This is a genomic window from Edaphobacter modestus (assembly GCF_004217555.1).
Lineage (GTDB): Bacteria > Acidobacteriota > Terriglobia > Terriglobales > Acidobacteriaceae > Edaphobacter > Edaphobacter modestus.
Genome location: NZ_SHKW01000001.1, coordinates 4,016,087 through 4,035,301 on the forward strand (window position 1 = coordinate 4,016,087; position 19,215 = coordinate 4,035,301).

General features: G+C 58.5%; 20 protein-coding genes and 1 tRNA gene. 7 read left to right on the forward strand and 14 right to left on the reverse strand.

Annotation, left to right across the window (positions count from 1 at the left end; translation table 11 throughout):
• The first annotated feature begins 2 nt into the window (after positions 1-2).
• The 3 genes from mddA (at position 3) to BDD14_RS17105 (ending at position 2,339) form a co-directional block, all read left to right on the forward strand.
• Positions 3-770, forward strand: coding sequence for a methanethiol S-methyltransferase (gene mddA / locus BDD14_RS17095; RefSeq protein ID WP_130419859.1), 768 nt, complete (start codon positions 3-5; stop codon positions 768-770).
• Between the two features lie 113 nt (positions 771-883).
• Positions 884-1,360, forward strand: a complete 477-nt coding sequence (locus BDD14_RS17100; RefSeq protein ID WP_130419860.1) for a DoxX family protein — start codon at positions 884-886, stop codon at positions 1,358-1,360.
• Positions 1,361-1,496: 136 nt separating this feature from the next.
• Positions 1,497-2,339 carry a phosphatase PAP2 family protein gene (locus BDD14_RS17105; RefSeq protein WP_130419861.1) on the forward strand — a complete coding sequence of 281 codons (843 nt, stop codon included), beginning with the start codon at positions 1,497-1,499 and terminating at the stop codon, positions 2,337-2,339.
• Here BDD14_RS17105 and BDD14_RS17110 read toward each other — a convergent pair.
• The 10 genes from BDD14_RS17110 to ispE form a co-directional block, all read right to left on the reverse strand.
• A complete protein-coding gene (locus tag BDD14_RS17110; RefSeq protein WP_207231760.1) occupies positions 2,334-3,512 on the reverse strand; it encodes a radical SAM protein in 1,179 nt (392 codons plus the stop codon). The genes BDD14_RS17105 and BDD14_RS17110 overlap by 6 nt on opposite strands.
• 63 nt (positions 3,513-3,575) lie before the next feature.
• On the reverse strand, positions 3,576-4,601 hold the full coding sequence (locus BDD14_RS17115; RefSeq protein ID WP_207231761.1) for a methyltransferase: 1,026 nt from the start codon (positions 4,599-4,601) through the stop codon (positions 3,576-3,578).
• Positions 4,602-5,144: 543 nt separating this feature from the next.
• Complete coding sequence (rplI, locus tag BDD14_RS17120) at positions 5,145-5,624, reverse strand: 50S ribosomal protein L9 (protein ID WP_130419862.1); 480 nt, start codon at positions 5,622-5,624, stop codon at positions 5,145-5,147.
• Positions 5,625-5,683: 59 nt separating this feature from the next.
• On the reverse strand, positions 5,684-6,028 hold the full coding sequence (gene rpsR / locus BDD14_RS33755; protein WP_130419863.1) for a 30S ribosomal protein S18: 345 nt from the start codon (positions 6,026-6,028) through the stop codon (positions 5,684-5,686).
• A 168-nt stretch (positions 6,029-6,196) separates the two neighbouring features.
• Positions 6,197-6,628, reverse strand: coding sequence for a 30S ribosomal protein S6 (gene rpsF, locus BDD14_RS17130; protein WP_130419864.1), 432 nt, complete (start codon positions 6,626-6,628; stop codon positions 6,197-6,199).
• Between the two features lie 82 nt (positions 6,629-6,710).
• Positions 6,711-7,331, reverse strand: a complete 621-nt coding sequence (gene pth / locus BDD14_RS17135) for an aminoacyl-tRNA hydrolase (protein ID WP_130419865.1) — start codon at positions 7,329-7,331, stop codon at positions 6,711-6,713.
• A gap of 62 nt (positions 7,332-7,393) precedes the next feature.
• Entirely contained in the window at positions 7,394-8,077 is a 684-nt protein-coding gene (locus BDD14_RS17140) for a 50S ribosomal protein L25 (RefSeq protein WP_130419866.1), read from the reverse strand.
• 119 nt (positions 8,078-8,196) lie between these two features.
• Positions 8,197-9,294 carry a ribose-phosphate diphosphokinase gene (locus tag BDD14_RS17145; protein ID WP_423201758.1) on the reverse strand — a complete coding sequence of 366 codons (1,098 nt, stop codon included), beginning with the start codon at positions 9,292-9,294 and terminating at the stop codon, positions 8,197-8,199.
• Between the two features lie 264 nt (positions 9,295-9,558).
• Positions 9,559-9,632, reverse strand: a tRNA-Gln gene (locus BDD14_RS17150).
• Between the two features lie 41 nt (positions 9,633-9,673).
• A complete protein-coding gene (gene ispE, locus BDD14_RS17155; protein WP_130419867.1) occupies positions 9,674-10,696 on the reverse strand; it encodes a 4-(cytidine 5'-diphospho)-2-C-methyl-D-erythritol kinase in 1,023 nt (340 codons plus the stop codon).
• On the opposite strand from ispE, the gene BDD14_RS17160 reads away from it, so the two are divergent.
• The 4 genes from BDD14_RS17160 (at position 10,695) to BDD14_RS17175 (ending at position 16,158) form a co-directional block, all read left to right on the forward strand.
• Positions 10,695-11,279, forward strand: coding sequence for a hypothetical protein (locus BDD14_RS17160; protein WP_130419868.1), 585 nt, complete (start codon positions 10,695-10,697; stop codon positions 11,277-11,279). The genes ispE and BDD14_RS17160 overlap by 2 nt on opposite strands.
• Before the next feature lie 166 nt (positions 11,280-11,445).
• Positions 11,446-13,176 (forward strand): gamma-glutamyltransferase, encoded by a 1,731-nt coding sequence (ggt, locus tag BDD14_RS17165; protein ID WP_423201800.1) that lies wholly within the window; start codon positions 11,446-11,448, stop codon positions 13,174-13,176.
• Positions 13,136-13,987, forward strand: coding sequence for a carbonic anhydrase (locus BDD14_RS17170; protein ID WP_130419869.1), 852 nt, complete (start codon positions 13,136-13,138; stop codon positions 13,985-13,987). The genes ggt and BDD14_RS17170 overlap by 41 nt, the downstream gene beginning before the upstream one ends.
• 122 nt (positions 13,988-14,109) lie before the next feature.
• Positions 14,110-16,158, forward strand: a complete 2,049-nt coding sequence (locus BDD14_RS17175; RefSeq protein WP_242618020.1) for a beta-N-acetylhexosaminidase — start codon at positions 14,110-14,112, stop codon at positions 16,156-16,158.
• 51 nt (positions 16,159-16,209) lie between these two features.
• Here the strand turns inward: BDD14_RS17175 and BDD14_RS17180 are convergent, their stop codons facing one another.
• The 4 genes from BDD14_RS17180 to BDD14_RS17195 all read right to left on the reverse strand — a co-directional run bounded on the left by BDD14_RS17180 (position 16,210) and on the right by BDD14_RS17195 (position 19,184).
• Complete coding sequence (locus BDD14_RS17180; protein WP_130419870.1) at positions 16,210-17,037, reverse strand: alpha/beta fold hydrolase; 828 nt, start codon at positions 17,035-17,037, stop codon at positions 16,210-16,212.
• 93 nt (positions 17,038-17,130) lie between these two features.
• Positions 17,131-17,610, reverse strand: coding sequence for a nuclear transport factor 2 family protein (locus tag BDD14_RS17185; protein WP_130419871.1), 480 nt, complete (start codon positions 17,608-17,610; stop codon positions 17,131-17,133).
• A gap of 18 nt (positions 17,611-17,628) precedes the next feature.
• Positions 17,629-18,390: an SGNH/GDSL hydrolase family protein gene (locus BDD14_RS17190; RefSeq protein WP_242618021.1), complete on the reverse strand. Its 762-nt coding sequence runs from the start codon at positions 18,388-18,390 to the stop codon at positions 17,629-17,631.
• Between the two features lie 35 nt (positions 18,391-18,425).
• The gene (locus BDD14_RS17195; RefSeq protein ID WP_242618022.1) at positions 18,426-19,184 is read right to left on the reverse strand and encodes an SGNH/GDSL hydrolase family protein; all 759 of its coding nucleotides are present in this window, start codon (positions 19,182-19,184) and stop codon (positions 18,426-18,428) included.
• Between the last annotated feature and the right edge of the window lie 31 nt (positions 19,185-19,215).

Consider the following 19,215-nt stretch of genomic DNA (forward strand, 5'->3'; position numbering starts at 1 on the left):
ATATGTTCGGTCGAATCACAGCGTTTCTTTATGGTGTTGTTTGCTATCTCGCCTTCCTGGCGTCATTTCTCTACGCGATTGGCTTTCTAGGAAACTTCTGGGTTCCGAAGTCGATTGACTCCGGTCCGCAGATGCCGTTTCTGTACGCGTTGGCAATCAATCTTGGGCTGCTGGGTCTATTTGCGGTTCAGCACAGCGTGATGGCGCGGCCGTGGTTCAAGAAGGCATGGACGAGGTTTGTGCCCATGCCCGTCGAGCGCAGCACCTATGTCCTGTTTTCAAGCCTCGCGTTGCTGTTGCTGTTCTGGAAGTGGCAGCCAATGGGCGGCGTTGTATGGCGCGTTGAAAGCATCTCCGCATGGGCGGCGTTAATTGCTCTGTATGGCCTGGGATGGCTGACAGTGCTGGTGACGACCTTTCTCATCAACCACTTCGATCTGTTCGGACTACGCCAGGTATGGCTATATCTGACAGGCCGGCCCTATACGCAGCTCGCCTTCGGGACGCCCGGGCCTTACCGGCTGGTGCGGCATCCGCTGTACGTTGGTTGGCTGATGGTGTTCTGGTCTGCGCCCGTAATGACGATCGCGCATCTTGTCTTCGCCCTCGCGACGACCGCCTACATTCTGATAGCGATTCAATTTGAGGAGCGCGATCTGGTTCGAGCTCATGGAGAGTATGCGGAGTATCGGCGCCGCGTGCCGATGATTCTGCCCATCGGTTCCTCAAGCCGGCGCAAGACAATGCAGGCTCGCCAAGTGGTTCAGTAGCGATGGCGAGCCCTGCTGTCTGACAAGACGAGAGATTTCAGTCGGGCCGCCGCCCCAGGTCCTTCGACGGGAAGGATGTGACCGACCCTCAGGTGCGGCACTCCAATAAGTCGATGAACGAAAATAGACTTCATTTGATGCGATGGGCGCCCATTCCATTGCGCCTGATGGTCGGGCTGGGATTTATGCAGCACGGCTTTGCCAAGCTGGGCAGAGGTCCGGACGCCTTCGCAGAAATTCTTCATGCGATGAGCGTGCCCCTTCCGCACCTGATGGCGTGGCTCACGTTACTGACCGAGATATTCGGCGGACTAGCGGTTCTTGTTGGAGCTTTCGTGACGGCTGCCAGTGTGCCGATGGCGGCCGTTCTGCTGACAGCTATCTTCACCGTGCATCTCCCGTATGGTTTCAGCTCGATCAAGCTGAAGGCCGTTACGGCTGCAGGTGCGCAGTTCGGACCACCCGGCTACGAATGCGATCTGTTGTACCTCGCTTGCCTCGTTGCACTCGTAATCGGTGGCGTTGGACCCCTGTCGATTAACAGTTTTCTCAGGGGAAGAAGATTTGTTGGAAATCTTGAGAGGAGATGAAAATATTCGAGTCCGCGTTTAAAGAGGGCATCCGCAGGACTTAGCCGCAAGATGATGTTCCTATCCTGCTGAAGACAAGGGATAATGATCGCATCACGGGACCTGTCGACCAGATCGAATCAGGGAGTACCCTGCGTTGCGGACCTCCGAGTGGATACAAATCGGCTTTGCCGTAGTCTTTTCCATCGCCGCATGGGCTACGGGATTTACCTCACGTCCACTCCCTTTGCGACGGCGGTGGATCGTTACGGGGCTCGCGGCGTTCGCAGTTGTGGCCGTCGCACTTGTCCATCTGTGCGCTTCGTATCTTTCGCCGGAACAGTTTCTCATTCTTCTCGACGGCCTTACGGTCACGTTGTTCCTGGTGCCATATTGGCAGACGGGGCAGTTCTTTCTTAAACCGAACCCGCAGATTCAAGATCGTCTGATGGCCTTCGATCGATGGTTGCTGCCCGGTATCGCAGCGAAGTCGGGCACGGAGCGCAACTCCGTCGGCTTCATTCTGGAGATGGCATATCTCTCCTGCTATCCACTCGTGCCTTTGGCTTTGGCGGCAGTCTACCTTGCCGGATTGCGCGCTAAGGTCGATGGTTTCTGGCTGGTGCTGCTGGTGTCGACCTATCTTTGTTATGCAATCACGCCGCTGGTCCCCGCGTTTCCTCCGCGCTCGGTTACCGGTGATCAGCCAGCTGCGAAGGAACCGCTGAAGAAGGCAAACAAGGGCCGCCTCTTCAACGGTTGGATACTCCACCACGGCAGCATCCACGCCATCTCTTTTCCGAGCGCGCACGTCGCCTCTGCCTTTGCCATCGCGTTTACTCTGCTGTACTACGCTCCATGGATCGGATTGATCTTTCTCGTGATCGCTATCCTGATCTCGTTAGGGGCGGTCGTTGGACGGTACCACTACGCGCTCGATGTGCTGCTGGGCGCGGTCACGGCACTTATCGTCTTCCTTGCCAGCTACAAGTATCTATAGGTTGTCGCGCAAGGGACTCTTATCCGTCCTCTTCAGGCCGAAGGCGCGCATGGCCATGCCGGTCGTAAGACGACGCGCAAGGCCGGGCGGCTTGCCGTTCGGTTCAGGAAGAAAGATCGAGCTGAGTGCACGCACGATAGGCGGATACGAGGGCGGGCCGCCGGGTGTTAGAGGAGGGAAGAGACGGAAGAGGGAGTCACGTGGATCGTTGCGGATCATGTCGAGCATGGCGACACGGTGCACGCACGATACCGTGCAAAAAGGAGCGCAGGGCTTCTTCGTCGAATACTCGCGATCGATGTCCTCCACGGTGTACTTCTCGAGAGGGATCGCCGGATACCCGCGCTGCTGCGAGCAGTAGTGAACGAGGCCGTCTTCGCAGATGTAGAGGTAACGGCTGCCGGCTCCGCACTGCCATTCGTTCGGCTGCCCCATCGTCAGGTTTTTGTGAAAGAGATTGTCGTAAGCGAATGCGAAGAGGCCCGGCCGTCGTTCGGAGAGAATCTGATCGTAGACTCTTCGCTCCTCGCCCCTGAGAGGTTGCAGTTGTCCGCCATGATCGTGGATGACGCCGACCGTCGTCTCGAACCCCAGATCGAGGGCGCGGCGCGTGATCGTCAGAGCGTCTTCGGGATGAGCAATTCCGCCGCCCAGCACGGAGTTGATATTGATATCGAAGTCGCCATGCTCCTTCAGCCACTCGAGCTTTTTATCGAGAACCTTCAGGCTCTTCTTCGAGACATCATCGGGGTTCACGTTGTCGATCGAGATCTGCAGATGCTCCAGGCCCGCTTTGTTTAGTCGCTCGATCCTCTCTGGGGTGAGCAGGTATCCGTTCGTGATGATGGTGGCGATGATGTCATGCGAACGAATCGCGCGAAGAATCTCGTCGAGATCGGGATGCAGCAGAGGCTCGCCTCCGCTGATGGTGATGATCTGCGTCCCAAGGCGTGCAAGCAGATCGATGCGGCGCAACATCTCCTGCGTTGATACCGGAGCCGAGACCTTGTCGTACTCGTTACAGTAGGCGCACGACAGGTTGCAGCGTCGCATGGGGATAATGTGCGCGAGCACAGGATGGTGCTTCGACTGAAGCGCACGTGCGACCATGCGCGCCTGGCGCATTCGCCGCTGGTAAAAGCGGATGTTCTTCCGTGTCGGGGCAAGTCTCATCGCGAGCACCAGAGCCAACCGAGATCGGCACCAGTCTACGCTCGCGATGAGAACCTGGAACGGCTACTTGATTCCAACTACCATGGAGTCCGGTCCCACGAGGTGTTCGACGTAGGCTTCGCGGAAGCCAGCCTCTTTCATCCAGCCGATGCACTCGGCTCCCGTGTAATCGAAGCCACCCTGGGTCTCGATCAGCATGTTAAGGCTCATCATCAGACCGAAGGAGTTCTGCGATCTGTCATCGTCGATGATGGAGTCGTAGACCACCAGAGCGCCTCCCGGCGTCAGGGCATCGAACGTCTTCTTCACCAGCATCTTCTTCTCTTCAAGATTCCAGTCGTGAAGAATGTGTCCCATCGTGATGACATCCACCTGCGGCACCGGATCTTTGAAGAAATTGCCGGGCTGAAATCTCACGCGAGCGCTTACCTTGTTGGCCGCAACGTACTCCTCGAAGATAGGACCACATTCGGCAAGATCGAACCCGATGCCCTTCAGATGTGGATTCGCAAGTGCGATCTGTACCGCGAGATCGCCCTGTGCTGTTCCCAGGTCTGCGAAGCTCATGTACTTCGCCCACGGCGCCTGCTTCGCAATTGCGATGTTTGCTCCGTGGCTTATGCCCGACATTGCCGCGAGAAATCCCCGCAATCGGGCGGGGTCCGCATACAGTGCCTCGAACGTAGGTGCCATGGAGCCATTCCTGGCTTCGTTCTGTTGCAGGCCCGTCATGAGCGCCTCAGTCAGGTGATTCCAGAACCCATAGAGCCGGGAGTTGGCCATCTCAAGGATGCCTCCTCGGTAACTCGGTTTTCGGCGATCGAGGAACAGGTCCGTCTCCGGCGTGTTGCAATAGATGTCGCCGGTGCGCTGCAGGAAGCCGAGGGCGACCAGGGTATCGAGGAAATCCCGCGCGGAACGAGGATGAAGGCCAAGCCTTCCGCTCAGGTCGTCGAACTCCCCCGGGCCGTCGGCCAGCTCGGTAAAGACTCCCATCTCAACCGCGCTCAGAAGCGTCTTCGACGCCCAGAACGCGAGACCAGTCTGCATGATGTGGTCTGGTGTCGGACCACTCGCTTGTGTACTCACATATCCTCCATCTGGAAGACGCCCTCTCCATGCTGGTACCCCACGCCAGGGAAGGCAGCAGCAAACGTAGAGCGCTTCGCTCGTGTCTCTCGGAAAAAATGTTGTCAAGGGGCCCGAGCCGGCAGAATGCCGGCGGATGTCGTGCAAACGGCACAAAGAAAGCGATTTAGCCGACGAAGATAAGATGCGCCAGGAGTGCCGATCAGTTCAGGGGAATTGTCTAAAATTAAAGTACAAGCTCTGGAACAGTTCTAAAAACGGCGTATCTCCACGTCATTCTGAACGCAGCGAAGAATCCTCGCAAGTTGATCGCACTCTCGCAGAACTCCGCGAAAGAAAAGACATATCCATCCGAATGGAAGGAGTGCCCGCTTACTCTCCCCGCGGATAGGCGACCTAGGACCCTTTTGGTTTCGCGCAAGGGGTTACAGGCTAAGATATTTGTTTTGAATATTTTGCGCGGAATGTGGGGGAGGGGCGGTAGATCAAAAAAAGGCATCCAGCCTGGAGGGCTGGATGCCTTGGAACTACTGATGCGTGCGGTTATACCGCAGCTGCGGGAACGGTCTCTGACTCGGGCTGATCGCTCTTGACGGTGACCTTTACGTGGCTGGTGATTTCGCGGTGGAGCTTCACGGGTACGTGATACTCGCCGAGAGACTTGAGAGGCTCGTCGAGCGCGATCTTGCGGCGGTCGATGGTGTAACCCTTCGCTTCCAGCTCGTGCGCGATATCGCCCGAGGTGACGGACCCGAAGAGGTGATCGTTCTCACCGACCTTGCGCTCGAAGACCAGCTCGACTTCGCTGAGCTGGGTCGAGAACGCCTCGGCCTCGACCTTCTCCTTGGCGGACTTGCGGACCGCCGATGCCTTCATCTGGTCGATGACGGCCTTGTTCGCCTGAGTCGCCTCGATGGCGAGCTTCTGCGGCAGCAGGTAATTACGCCCGTAGCCGTCGGCGACCTTAACAACGTCGCCGCGGTGTCCAAGCTTGTTGACGTCTTCCTTCAGAATAACTTCCATTGCAATGTCTCCGTTCTCAGGCCGCGCAGCAAGGGCAGCAGCCTGGCGATAAGCGATAGTTAGTAGCGCGTGGCGAACGCAAGCAGGGCGATGTTGCGCGACTGCTTGATGGCCAGCGAGAGGCGGCGCTGGTGGCGGGTGCAGACGCCCGTCAGGCGGCGCGGAACGATCTTGCCACGCTCAGCGACAAAGCCCTGCAACAGGCGAACGTCGCGATAGGAGATGGCATCGATCTTCTCGGTGCAGAACTTGCAAACCTTCTTGCGACGGAAGAACTTGCGTCCGCCACCAGGTCCGCCTGCGGGACGGGGTGGGCGCGGGCCGCCGGGGCCTGCCGAAGCGGGGCGGGATGCGGGAGCATGGTGGTGCTCAGTGGATTGCGTGCTGGTCGTCTCATCAGCCATGATTGATTTCCTCTTTCCTCGTTGGTGGCCCTTGCCGCTCCAGACACGCGGTGGAGTCTCTGGACATGCGCCCCGGAAGAGCTGCATGGAAGCGGGTTCAAGCGATTGGTGGTGCGTTATGCGGTGCCCGGTTTCAGGCGCCGCAGATCTTATTCCATGGGAAGATCGCTAGACCGCGGCGGCTTCAGCCGCAGGAGCCTCAGTCGCGGGAATCTCGGCTATTGGAGCCTCTACGTTGCTCGCAACCGGCAGTGCGCTGCGCTTCACCTTGGTATCGCGGATAGCCTTGATCTTGGCCAGACGCTTCTCCTCTTCGTCGATCCGGACGGTGATGAACTTGATCACCTGCTCGGAGACGCGAAGGCGGCGTTCGATCTCGCCAACCAGGGAGCCGTCGGCGATGATCGTCATCAGGACATAGATGCCGTCGTTGAACTTGCGAACCGTGTAGGCGAGGCGGCGGCGGCCCATCTTCTCGGTCGACTTGATCTCTCCGCCACCGTCGGTGACGTTCTTCTCGAAACCTTCGACCAGCTTGTCGAGGTCTGCCTCTTCCGCGTCCGGACGGACGATGTACATCACTTCATAAGTGCGGCTCATGCGTTTCACTTCTTTCTGCGAAGTTCTGCTTCGCACCGCCCGGCGCTGGTCTGCCGGTCCGGTATGGAATCAACTGCCCGTGCTACTTCCCTTCGCCCGAGCCATTTTCAGGGTCCGGACGACGGTTGAACTCGTTCATCGCGGCGCTGACACCCTTGGTCAGCACCGTTTCGACTGCGACTTTCACGCGGTCGAGCACTTCATCCAGCACCGCAAGCTCCAGCTTGCGCATCGGCGTCAGCAGGTAGTCCCTGCCTCCCGCCTTGATCTCTCTGCCATCCTCAAGCGGCGGCTTGCCAATGCCGATGCGGATGCGAATCCATTCTTCCGTTCCCAGCGCGCCGGAGACCGACTTCACTCCGTTGTGCCCGTTCGCCGAACCACGCTGGGAGATTCGGAACTGGCCCAGCGGAAATGCCAGCTCGTCGTAGAGGACGATGACATCCTCGGAGACTTGCTCGATCTCAAGCTCCCGAACCAGCGCGGCTACCGAAAGCCCGCTCAGGTTCATAAAGGTCTCGGGTTTGGCCAGCAGAACATCCTGTCCTGCAAGCCTTGCCTTTGCCGTGAGCGCCTTGCCTCGCCGGTTGGTGACCACCACGCCGCAATCTTCTGCGATGCGATCGACGGCCAGAAACCCGGCGTTGTGCGGTGTGAACTGATATTCGATCCCTGGATTTCCAAGCCCGACGATCAGCTTCACTCGAACGTTTCCTTCCGTACAAATGAGCGGCAGTCCTGAATCCAATCAGGACCGCCACCAAGTTACTTCTTCTTCGTGTCAGCTGCCGGAGCGGCTGCGGTTTCAGTCTTGCCCTTCTTCGCAACCTCAGGCTCGGCCGGTGCAGCAACCAGCGCGTCGGCCGGTGCAGCCTCTTCCTTGATCACGGTTACGTGTGCGACCGTCGCCGTCTCTTCGCCGAGGTACTTGATCGAGCCGGAGTGCGGCAGGTCGGAGATGTGAATTGCGCCGTGCAGCTCGAGGCCGTTGACATCGACGTCGATGTGGCTCGGAATGTCGGCGGGGAGGCACTCGATCTCGACCTCACGCAGAACGTGGTCAAGGATTCCACCCTGAGTCTTCACGCCGGTCGGAACGCCGATGAGCTGAACGGGAACCGAGACACGCATAGCCTTGTCCATGGCGATGCGCTTGAGGTCGATGTGCAGCAGGCGGCCCTTGATAGGCTCATTCTGCCAATCGACAATCATCGCCTTAGCGGCAGGGCTTCCCTCGACATTGAGGTCGAAGATGGTGTTGTGGCCTGACTCGGAGTGCAGGATCTTGGTGATGATCTTGGGATCGACCGTAACGGCGACCGCATCCTGACCCGCTCCATAAACGACTGCGGGAATCTTGCCGGCGACGCGAACGCGGCGGGCCGCATTCTTGTTGAACTTGCCCTCGCGGGGCGTGGCGACCACTGCATCGAACGTTGCTACTGCCATGTCTGCTTTCCTTTCGGGCACGAAGAACTTTTGTCTCCGCTCCCTTTGCGGCTCAAGCCGCGTGATTTGTACAGCGCCTGCTACCTGCTGGCTTCGCCCGACCTCTGCGGAACCAAACTTTAGTTGAAGAGCGAGCTGACGCTCGTCTCCATGTGAATGCTTTCAATCGCCCTGCCCAAAAGCCCGGCAATGGAGAGCACCTTGATCTTGCCCACCTTCTGCGCCTCTTCGCGCAGAGGGATGGTGTTGGTCACGATGACCTGCTCCAACCGTGACTCCGCAATGCGCTCGATCGCCGGACCCGAGAGCACCGGATGTGTCGCGCACGCGTAAACCTTCTTCGCCCCCTGTTCGAGCAGGGCATCGGCCGTCTTCACTAGCGTTCCAGCCGTATCGATGATGTCGTCGAGGATCAGGCACGTCCGGCCGCGTACATCGCCGATGACGTTCATCACCTCGGTGATATTGATGTCGGTCCGCCGCTTGTCGACGATGGCCAACGGTACATCCAGCTTCTTGGCGAAGAATCTCGCCCTTTCCACGCCGCCGGCATCGGGTGAGACCACCGTCAGGTCCGGCAGGTTCATCTCCCGGAAGTAGCTCACCAGCACCGGGCTGGCAAATAGGTGATCCACCGGGATATTGAAAAACCCTTGAATCTGCGCTGCGTGCAGATCGACCAGCAGCGCGCGGTTTGCACCGGCGGTGGTAAGCAGATCGGCAACCAGCTTCGACGTAATCGCAACGCGGGGCCGGTCCTTGCGGTCCTGCCGGGCGTAGCCGTAGTACGGAACCACGACCGTAATACGGCCGGCGGATGCGCGCTTCAGCGCGTCCATCATGATCAGCAGCTCGACAAGATGCTGGTCAACAGGAAAACATGTGGGCTGCACGAGAAAGACGTCCGCACCGCGAACGTTCTCGAGCAGCTGAAAGTGAACCTCTCCGTCGGAGAACCGTTGCAGGCGGCTCTCGCCCATCGGCACTCCAACGAACCTGCAGATCTCCTCGCACAAGGCGATGTTGGACGATCCGCAAAAAATCTTCATGCGCTTATTCTCACTCTGCCGCGGAGCGCGCTTTTTCTCCGCTGCCTTCTGCTGTCCGCCGGAATGATTCTTGTCGGAGAGCGCCGGTGCAGGTTGGGAGCTGGTTTCCGCCTCCTCAACCTGACCTTCAATAGGGGAAAGAACTGCAGTCGCGTCTTGTTCGTTCACGATGAAACCTCCAGGCTGGTTGACCTTGAATAGTTCCTGCTGCGTTGTCTATCGGAACCTTGTTGCGGTTCCGTACTGCTCAAAAATCCTTGTTGCGAATCCCTGAAACTACGTAAGACTGTCCTTCAAAACTTCCTGGTTCCTCGTGCCGGCCCATTTCGTTGTTTTTTCTGCGGGCCGCAGGAACTCATCTCGTTTCACTTCGGCGGCAAGTTGCTGCCGCAAAATCCCTAAAACTCACTCACTTCGCGTGGCGAAAGACTTTGGTTGGGCGACTAGGATTCGAACCTAGACAAAGTGCGTCAAAGGCACTTGACCTACCGTTAGTCGATCGCCCAGTGAAACCATAAAATCAGCCGCGTTTCGTTTACCCGGCCGGTCACCCTGCGAACATTGTCGTCCAGTACATGCTGCGGGGCAAGGTCTTCGTCATCAGCGCCTTGACTCCCGCGTTCTGAACGCGCTGTTGAGCCGCTCGTGCATCCGCTTCAGACCGGTAAAGTCCAAACAGAGCCGAACCCGAACCCGAGAGCGCAGCATAGAGCGCTGCCTCGGAGCCGGTACCCATCAATTGACGCTTGATTTCACGCAAGGAGGGATAAGCAGGAAAGACGACCTGTTCAAAGTCGTTTTCTACCCCGGTGCGGACAAGCGAGAGAAGGGTATTCTCCGCCAGATCATCCACTTGGCCGCTCTGACCTTTGTCAGAACCTCCCTGCTGGTTTCCAGGGTTCGAGCCACGGATGATACCGGAAGTGCCTGGCTCCGCAGAAATAGATGCGTAAGCGAGACTCAACTCCCTTAGTCTATCGGATTTCCCGTGCTGCGTCAATGCGAGCGCGTCCCAGTCCCGGAAGGCCTGGGGTGTCGAAACTCCTACCTCAGGAACCGATACAACGCAGAAAACGCAGGGCATATCCGGTAAAGGATAGACCTGTTCCCCTCGCCCAAGGCCCAAAACAGAACCGCCGAGAAGAAAAAGAGGCACGTCCGAGCCGACCTCCGCAGCCAGACGCAAGCGGTCGGCTCCAGGCAGCGAGGTATCCAGCTCGCGCTCGAGTCCGATCAGTGCGGCTGCAGCGTTTGCACTTCCTGCACCCATGCCTCCCTGTACGGGCAGGAGCTTCTCTATATGGATAGAGACGGCGGCAGTCATCTCCAGCCGGCTGAGTGCTCCTTCCACCATTCGCCATGCTGTATTTCTGTTATCAAGTGGAACTCGTTCGTCGTTGGAGGCGAGTGTGATCGTGGTTGCACTGGCGCGTTTCGCTTCGACGGTTACAAGATCGTGCAGCTCGAGAGTCTGGTAAAACGTCGTCAGCCCATGGAAGCCGTCGGGCCTAGAGGGACCGATGGCAAGCCCCAGGTTGATCTTGGAATAGGAGCGGACGCGCGTAGACATGCGAGTTCGATTCTACGTGGATCAGGTGGCGGATGCCTTCGCCTCTTCGGCCTCATGTCTTCGATCAGGCGTATCATGGCTTGCCATCGCCAACCTTTGGGGGCGTGCCATGGTCGTAAGACGTGTTGTCGCTGTCCTGCTGGTTCTGCTGAGTCTTCCACTCACCGGATTCTCTGTAGAGCGCAAATGGGAGACGGGCATCCTCGTCTCTTTGGAGCGCAAAGATGACCCAGGAAACGTTGCGCAGCCGCCACGGAGTTATACCGAAAGCGACGGCAACCCTGAAAGGGACGGCTCGCCCACAGACGCCCCGGCTGGACGCTCAAGCCCGCGCTCGAGCTGGATGTACTACACCATCTCTTCGGGCACGAAGCTCTACCTGGTTCGGATCCCGGCTAGTGTGCCTTCGGTGAATAAGCCAAAGGCAGATGTTGGAGCAAAGGTGGAGTACGCCATCGATGGAACGGAGTTTTATTTCCGGAATCCGGATGGGTCCGAGGTCAGGGCGGAGCTCTTGAAGACGACAGCGAAGGTGCCGCAGTCGCCTCCGCCGCCACCTTCCGGCAAGCACGAGCATCCGTAGATCGTCTGCGCGGCGAATTGTTCGCGGACCTGCGGAAAAGGCATTTATCATCACTCCACCGCCACCCGTGGAGACAACTTTCTTGACCTTGTTCCGCCTTGCAGTCAGGCCCCCGTCGTCGAATACCTTCTCCCCGAGCTGTCTTTGTGTGGCCGCCTTTGTTGCGGTGACGGCGCTACTCGGCGCGTCGACACAGGCGCAACAGCCTGGATTGGAGCCGACACGCGCGGCTCATGCGATGGTCGTGACGATCCACCACGATGCCTCGGACGCCGGCGTGGAGATTCTGAAGCAAGGCGGAAACGCCGTGGATGCGGCGGTTGCGGTCGGCTTCTCACTTGCCGTGGTCTACCCGTTTGCGGGAAACATCGGCGGCGGCGGCTTCATGCTGATTCGTGACAGGCATGGCAGGACACACTTTCTCGACTACCGGGAGAAGGCCCCGGCGGGAGCCTCTCGCGATATGTATCTCGACGCGAAGGGCAATGTGATTCCGGGTATGTCATTGGTGGGGTACAAGGCGTCGGGCGTGCCTGGATCGGTGGCTGGGCTGACCTATGCCCAGAAGCACTATGGCAAGCTGAGCCTGGCGCAGGATATGGCTCCGGCGATCCGGCTTGCGAGCGAGGGTTACGTGCTCTCCGTTGCCGAGGCACGCGCGCTCGAGAGCAAGAATCTGACGCGATTTCCCTCGTCCGCAAGGATCTTTCAGCGCGATGGAAACTTCTACAAAGAAGGCGACACCTTCAAGCAGCCAGAGCTGGCCGAAACGCTGCGCCGCATTGCCAAGGATCCGACGGATTTCTACAAGGGTGCGATGGCGAAGCAGATTGCCGACTTTGAGAAGGCGGGTGGCGGCCTGATCACGGCGGAGGATCTCGCGGCCTACCAGGTGAAGGAACGGAAGCCGATCAAAGGCAGGTATCACGGCTACGACATCGTTACAGCTCCACCACCGTCTTCAGGAGGGATCGTCCTGGTTGAGATTCTGAACATCCTCTCCGGGTTTGACCTTCCCAGGATAGGTGCAGATCGAAGCGCGGCGCAGGTCCACATCATCACTGAAGCCTTCCGTCGCGCCTACATGGACCGCGGCGATTATCTCGGCGATCCGGATTTCAACACACTTCCGCTGAAGCAGATGGCGAACGAGAAGTATGCTGCGGCCTGGCGCAGCTCGATTGATCCGGTGAAACCCACTCCTTCCGCGTCACTGGTACGTCCGGCAGACTTCATGCCTCCGCCCCCGCAGGCTGCGTCTGTAAAGGAGTCGACCCAGACAACGCATTTCTCGATTGTCGATAAGGACGGAACTGCGGTCTCGAGCACCTACACGCTGAACGGCGGTTTCGGGTCGGGGGTTACGATCGAGGGCCTGGGCTTCCTGATGAACAACGAGATGGACGACTTCACCTCGAAGGTCGGCGTGCCTAACGTTTATGGACTCATTCAGAGCTCGGCCAACGCCATCGCACCGGGCAAGCGTCCTCTCTCGGCCATGACGCCCACCATCATCACCACGCGTGGTCACTGGTTCAGGCGTGGCAAGCTTGCGTACGTGATGGGAACGCCGGGCGGCTCCACCATTATCACCACGGTTGCCAACGACATTATCAGCGCCATTGATAATGGCCTCAACATCCAGCAGGTGGCTGACGCGCCGCGCTTCCACCACCAGTACCTTCCGGATCGGCTCGATCTGGAAAAGAAGTTTCCGGTACCTCCTGCCGAGGAGCTCAAGGCGATGGGCTATACCATCAACCGTCTTGCCGTAGCCGACGAGAAGAACCCCGGTGTATGGGGCGACAGTGAGCTGATCGAGGTCGACCTGAAGACAGGCGAGCTGCTGGGAGGCCATGATTCGCGCAGAGACTTCGGCAAAGCCGCTGGTTACTGAGACTGCGACGCACTATAAGGTGCCTTTTCCTTATTGCGTCTTGCGGTGGAAGGGCTATGCTCTTTCACAGGAAATTTGCGAGCAAAAAGCAAAGGGGAATCCCGCCGTGGACTATTCATCCCGCCGTCGTTTTCTGCTCTCTGCCGGTGCGGCCTTTGTTGCTCCGGCGTTCTTCGATACTCCCCTGGATGGTCAGTCGCATGGACCATCCGATCGCCGGCCAGATGCTATTCTCAACCGACTCGTCGAGGGCAATCGGCATTTCGTCGCGGGGACTCTGACGCATTCTGGCCGATCGCCGAAAGACTTCACTGCTCTTGCACTGGGACAAAATCCTGTTGCCGCGGTTCTTGGCTGTGCCGACTCTCGTGTGCCTCCAGAGATTCTTTTCGACCAGGGGGTGGGCGATCTCTTCATCATTCGTGTTGCGGGGAACTACGTGAGTGGCGCCGGCGCCTCGGTGAAGGGTTCGCTGGAGTACGCTGTTGCCGAGCTTGGCGTCACGCTCCTGCTGGTTCTTGGTCACAGCCAGTGTGGAGCGGTCAAGGCTGCCATTCAGCACCTTCACGACAACGATGCTCTTCCCGGAGCAATCAATGACCTTGTGAACACCATAAAGCCCGCTGTCCTTGAGAGCAAGGACAAGCCCGGAGATGGGCTTGAGAATGCTATTCGCGCTAACGTGCGGCGATCCGTGGAACGCCTTCGTACGCTCGAACCTGTCATTGCGCCGACGGTCCGTTCGGGGAAGGTAAGGGTAGAGGGAGCCGTCTATGATCTGGCAAGCGGCAAGGTCCAGCTGATGTCATAGATCCCCAGGGCAAGGCGAGAGAGTCTTCGCGAGGATGGACAATCGTCTCAGGCGTGGCTCTCCATCTACTTGTATAGTTCTCAAGATAAAGATAAAGTCGCGTATCCAAGGAGACACCTGTTGTGAAGCGTCCTGCCGCTTTTTCCCTGCTCGGGGGGGCCATGTTGATACTTGGCTTCTCGCCCTCATCTGCTGCCCAGTCGACATTCGTCAACACACTGATGCCCCAGCCCGCGCATTTGAGAGTGGGGTCTGGAGCTTTGCCCTGGAACACAGCCGTGACGGTAGGTCTGCCTCACTTCAAGAATCAACGTCTGGAGGACGCTGTCGATCGCACCCTTATGCAGATTGAGCGTAAGACAGGCGTTCCACGCCAACGGGCGATCACGACGAGTGACGCATCCAGTCTCACCATTGATGTGGACGGAGCAGGTGATGCGATCCAATCCATCGATGAGAATGAATCCTACACGCTGGCCGTTACGTCAACAGGGGTTAAGCTTCACGCGGCTACCGTCGTAGGCGCCATGCGCGGCATGACAAGCCTGCTGCAGCTTATCCAGCCCAGCGGCAGCGGTTTCATCGTTCCGGCGGTGCAGATTGAGGACTCGCCGCGCTTCCGTTGGCGTGGGCTGATGATCGACGTCGGCCGCCACTTCGAGCCCGTTGAGGTTATCAAGCGCAATCTCGACGCCATGGCGGCTGTAAAGCTCAACGTCTTCCACTGGCACCTCTCGGAAGATCAGGGCTTCCGCATCGAAAGCAAGATCTATCCGAAGCTTACCGGCGAGGGCTCCGACGGCCTTTATTACACACAGGAAGAGGCGCGGGAGGTCGTGGCTTATGCAGCATCTCGCGGAATCCGTGTCATTCCTGAGTTCGACATGCCGGGCCATACTCGAAGCTGGCTGGTGGGATATCCCGAGCTATCGAGCGATCCTGGCCCGTACACCATCCGGCGCGAGTTCGGTGTTGAGCAGGTGGCGATGGATCCCACCAAGGACAGCACCTATCAGTTCATCGACGCCTTCCTTGGCGAGATGGCGACCATCTTCCCCGACTCCTACCTCCATCTTGGTGGTGACGAGACTCCGGGGACGCAGTGGAAGAATAACCCCCGCGTTGTCGCCTTCATGCGCGCGCACAACTTCAAGACCACAGAGGAGCTGCAGACCTACTTCTCGGAGCGGGTGCTCGAACTCGCCAAGAAACACGGCAAACACATGGTCGGCTGGGACGAGATTCTGAATCCGGACCTTCCGACCGACGCTGTCATTCACTCCTGGCGCGGCGCGGAGTCGCTCACCGCTGCTGCCCGCCGAGGCTATCACGGGATTCTTTCGCAGCCTTACTACCTGGATGGAATGAAGTCGGCTGAGGAGCACTATCTCGCAGACCCGCTTCCATCCAACTCGGATCTCACGGCCGAGCAGCGCAAATTCGTGCTGGGCGGCGAAGTGTGCATGTGGGGTGAGCACATCAATCCGCTCTCCATCGATTCGCGCATCTGGCCACGCACCGCCGCGGTTGCTGAGCGGTTCTGGTCTCCAGAGTCAGTCAAGGATGTCGACGATATGTACCGTCGGCTTGATGTGGAATCGCTACGGATCGAAGCGCTTGGCTTACGCCATCTCACTCACGAAGGCGCGGCGCTGCGCGAGTTGGCTGGTACTGAGGATACCGACGCGCTACGCGTCTTTGCATCGGCGCTGCAGCCCGTCTCGTTCGGCGACCGTTACAAGGGCCAGCACACAGATCAGCTGACGCCGTTGGACAATCTGGTGGACGCGGTGCGGCCGGATCCACCCACTCGCCACCAGATCGCGGTGTTGGTTGGTGACCTGCTCAAGACGCCTTCGGCAAACGAACAGGCACGCACGCAACTTGAGCGTCAGTTCAAGAGCTGGGCCGCTGCTGTCCCTACCGTCGAAACTCAGATGTCGACTTCGCCTCTACTCGCGGTCGCGCGGCCACGAGCCCAGCAACTGCTGCAGCTCTCCCAAACCGCCGAGGAGGCCCTTTCCTACCTCAGCAGCAGCAGTAAGGCTCCAGCCGGATGGAAGCAGGCAAAACTTGCGCAGATTGGGACAGCGCGTGAGCAGCAGGCCTTGGTGCGATTTACCTTCGTCGACCCTCTCGAAGAGTTGGTGAAGGCGGTTCCCGAGCAGTAAGAGGAAGGGCTGTGACGTGGTCTGTCACAGCCCTTCCTTTAAATCGAGCGTCTACTGCAGAAAATCTACAAGCAGGGGATTGACCTTATCGGCGTGCGTCGCCAGCAGGCCATGAGGTGCCCCTTCAATCACGACCAGTCTGCTTCCGCGAATTCCGCGTTGCAAAAGCCGCGAGCTTCCTTCCAGGGGAACCGTGCGATCCGCGTCTCCGTGAATGATGAGCGTTGGGACATCGATCTTCGGCACACAGGCGCGGAAATCTGTCCACCACGCACCGACGCACTGCAGTGTGGCTTGCGGTGAGGCCATGGAGCCAATGTTCCAGCTATAACGAAGCTCCTCCTCCGTTAGCCTGGAGCCGAGCAATACATCCGCGTTATACATGTTCTCGAAAAAGCTGGTCAGGAAGGTAAGGCGATCCTGTTTAATGGCGGCTTCCAACCGCGTGCGTACTCCTTCGTCTACACCTGCAGGGTTTTCTGGCGACTGCTTAAGGTAGGGAGGTATTCCAGCGATGAAGACTGCTCTGTCGACGTTGATCGAGCCATATCTCGAGATGTATCGCGCAACCTCGCCGGTACCCATGGAATACCCCACCAGCGAGGGACGTTTCAGATCCAGGTGTTTGACGAGTTTGTGCAGGTCTTCGGAGAAGACGTCGTAGTTGTATCCCGAAATCGTCTGTGACGATCGGCCGAAGCCTCGTCGGTCGTAGACGATCACGCGATGCCCGCTGTCGACCAGGGGCCCAATTTGTTTCTCCCACGACCTTCCGCTTAGCGGAAAACCGTGAATCAGAACGACGGGTTTGCCGACCCCGTGATCCTCGTAATAAAGGTCGATGTTGCCGGCATCTCTCCCGACGGTAAGAAATGGCATCCTGCTCTCCTCGTGCGTGTCGTTTTTCTCACAACGATTCACTGCCAAAGGTTGGATGCAGCTACCGAAGCAAATGCATCAGGTTACAACTCGCTAGAGTCCCAGATCGCTCAGACTTGGATGGTCGTCCGGTCTGCGTCCGATGGGCCAGTGGTACAGCCGCTCAGACTCTGCGATCGCCAGATCGTTGATGCTTGCATGGCGAGCTTTCATTAGCCCGCTCTCGTCGAACTCCCAGTTTTCATTGCCATAGCTTCGCCACCACTGACCAGCGGCGTCATGGCACTCATACGCGAATCGCACGGCGATTCTTGCGCCGTCGAAGGCCCACAGCTCCTTGATCAGCCGGTACTCCAGCTCACGATCCCATTTGCGCGTGAGAAGTGCGACAATCTGGTCGCGGCCGTTTACAAACTCGGATCGGTTACGCCAGCGGCTATCCACGGAGTAGGCCAGCGAGACACGCTGCGGATCGCGCGTATTCCATCCGTCTTCCGCGGCGCGAACCTTTTTGATGGCGCTCTCCCTGGTAAATGGAGGAACGATAGGACTTGCTGGTGTTGCTTTTTCCATGACGAGACTCCTTCCCCGTTAGTGCGCCAACGCCTCTGCAATCGCTTTCTCGGCCAGAGGAGACATCATTGCATATGCTTTGCTGGTTGGGTGGACGCCATCTTTGGCCAGGTCGGGATTCATGCCGCCGCTGGCATTCGCCATCGCGGTGTAGTAATCGAGATACACAAGGCCGTATTTCCGGCAAAGCTCTTTCAGTCGCGTGTTCATCTCTCGAATCTGCTCGGCGGGATGAGCGCCCGGTTGCCAGTTATAGTGGTCCGCCGGAAGGATGGACGAGAGGATGACCTTGATGTTGTTTGCGTTCGCAATCGCGACCATCGATTCGAAGTTATCCTCGATCATCTCCGGTGTAGAGGGGCCTGTGTTGCCTGCAATATCGTTGGTTCCTGCAAGAATCACCACGACCGCGGGCTTGAGGTGCACGACATCCTGCTGAAACCGCACCACCATCTGCGGGGTTGTCTGGCCGCTGATGCCGCGGCCGACATACGGTTTCCCTGGGAAGAATTCCTCAGGCTTCTTTGCCCAGGCGTCGGTGATGGAGTCGCCGTAAAAAACAACGCGCCTCTCGTCAGCCGCCACGGACGGCAAACTGGCATTGGCGTCCCGGTATCGCGAGAGCTGTGGCCAGTCATTTAGCTTGGTCTGCATCGTCGCGATCTGCTTGGCGGTATCCGCCGTAGCAGTTGTGGCAGTCGGAGCCGCCGCAGGCGTCTGTGCATAAGCGGAAGCGGAGACCAGGGTGCCCGCCAGCAGGGCAATCATTCCACGGACCATGTAAATCATTCCTTTCAGGTTCGTTGTTGACGGAACTACGGTACAGTCCCGGCTAGAGCTTCGGCGATGGCTTTTTCGGCCAGGGGCTGCATCACGGCGTATCCGGCAGTATTCGGATGCACCGCTCCGTCGAAGGCAAGTTCAGGTTTCATGCCGCCTTGCTCGTCCACCAGGGCCGAGTAGTAATCCAGATATATCATTCGCTGCCGTTCCGCATATTGCTTCAGCCAGGCGTTCCACTCCCGAATCTCGGCGGCGGGCCGCGCCTCAGGTTGCCACGGGAATCGCGACGCGGGCAGAAGCGATGCGAGGATCACGCGAATGTGGTGTGCCCGTGCGACTGCAACCATGGAGACGACGTCGTTTTGAAACATCTCCAGCGTTGCCGGCCCGGCATTTCCCGAGATATTGTTCGCGCCCGCATCGGCGATGATCACGGCTGCCGGGGAAAGATGAACCACATCCTGCTGGAATCGAACGAGGAGCTGCGATGTAACCTGTCCGCTGATTCCACGGTTGACGTAAGGCTTGCCGGGGAAGAATTCTCCATACTTTCTTCCCCAGAAATCTGTGATGGAAGCACCCAGGAAGACCACCCGTTGTTCGCCCGGCTTCGGTGCTCCGAGCGACAGGTCCTCGTCGCGATAGCGAGCCAGGTCCGGCCAATCTGCAAGTTTTTTCATCATGCGATCCGTCTGCTTCGCTGTGTCGGGCTGCGGTGCAACAGCAGGCGGGCCAGGTGCTTGGGCCCATAAAGTTCCGGAGAGCGCTGCCGTCAGCAGAACCCGGCGCATACGTCATCCTCCCGTAGATTTCAGCGCCCAT

Bases quoted from the DNA above. Each gene is read 5' to 3' on its own strand.
- rplI (WP_130419862.1), bottom strand. From the start codon at position 5,624: ATGGAAGTTATTCTGAAGGAAGACGTCAACAAGCTTGGACACCGCGGC.
- BDD14_RS17110 (WP_207231760.1), bottom strand. From the start codon at position 3,512: ATGAGACTTGCCCCGACACGGAAGAACATCCGCTTTTACCAGCGGCGA.
- BDD14_RS17140 (WP_130419866.1), bottom strand. From the start codon at position 8,077: ATGGCAGTAGCAACGTTCGATGCAGTGGTCGCCACGCCCCGCGAGGGC.
- BDD14_RS17180 (WP_130419870.1), bottom strand. From the start codon at position 17,037: ATGCCATTTCTTACCGTCGGGAGAGATGCCGGCAACATCGACCTTTAT.
- BDD14_RS17100 (WP_130419860.1), top strand. From the start codon at position 884: ATGAACGAAAATAGACTTCATTTGATGCGATGGGCGCCCATTCCATTG.
- BDD14_RS17170 (WP_130419869.1), top strand. From the start codon at position 13,136: ATGATTCGCGCAGAGACTTCGGCAAAGCCGCTGGTTACTGAGACTGCG.
- rpsR (WP_130419863.1), bottom strand. From the start codon at position 6,028: ATGGCTGATGAGACGACCAGCACGCAATCCACTGAGCACCACCATGCT.
- BDD14_RS17195 (WP_242618022.1), bottom strand. From the start codon at position 19,184: ATGCGCCGGGTTCTGCTGACGGCAGCGCTCTCCGGAACTTTATGGGCC.
- BDD14_RS17190 (WP_242618021.1), bottom strand. From the start codon at position 18,390: ATGGTCCGTGGAATGATTGCCCTGCTGGCGGGCACCCTGGTCTCCGCT.
- ispE (WP_130419867.1), bottom strand. From the start codon at position 10,696: ATGTCTACGCGCGTCCGCTCCTATTCCAAGATCAACCTGGGGCTTGCC.
- BDD14_RS17160 (WP_130419868.1), top strand. From the start codon at position 10,695: ATGCGAGTTCGATTCTACGTGGATCAGGTGGCGGATGCCTTCGCCTCT.
- rpsF (WP_130419864.1), bottom strand. From the start codon at position 6,628: ATGAGCCGCACTTATGAAGTGATGTACATCGTCCGTCCGGACGCGGAA.
- mddA (WP_130419859.1), top strand. From the start codon at position 3: ATGTTCGGTCGAATCACAGCGTTTCTTTATGGTGTTGTTTGCTATCTC.
- BDD14_RS17185 (WP_130419871.1), bottom strand. From the start codon at position 17,610: ATGGAAAAAGCAACACCAGCAAGTCCTATCGTTCCTCCATTTACCAGG.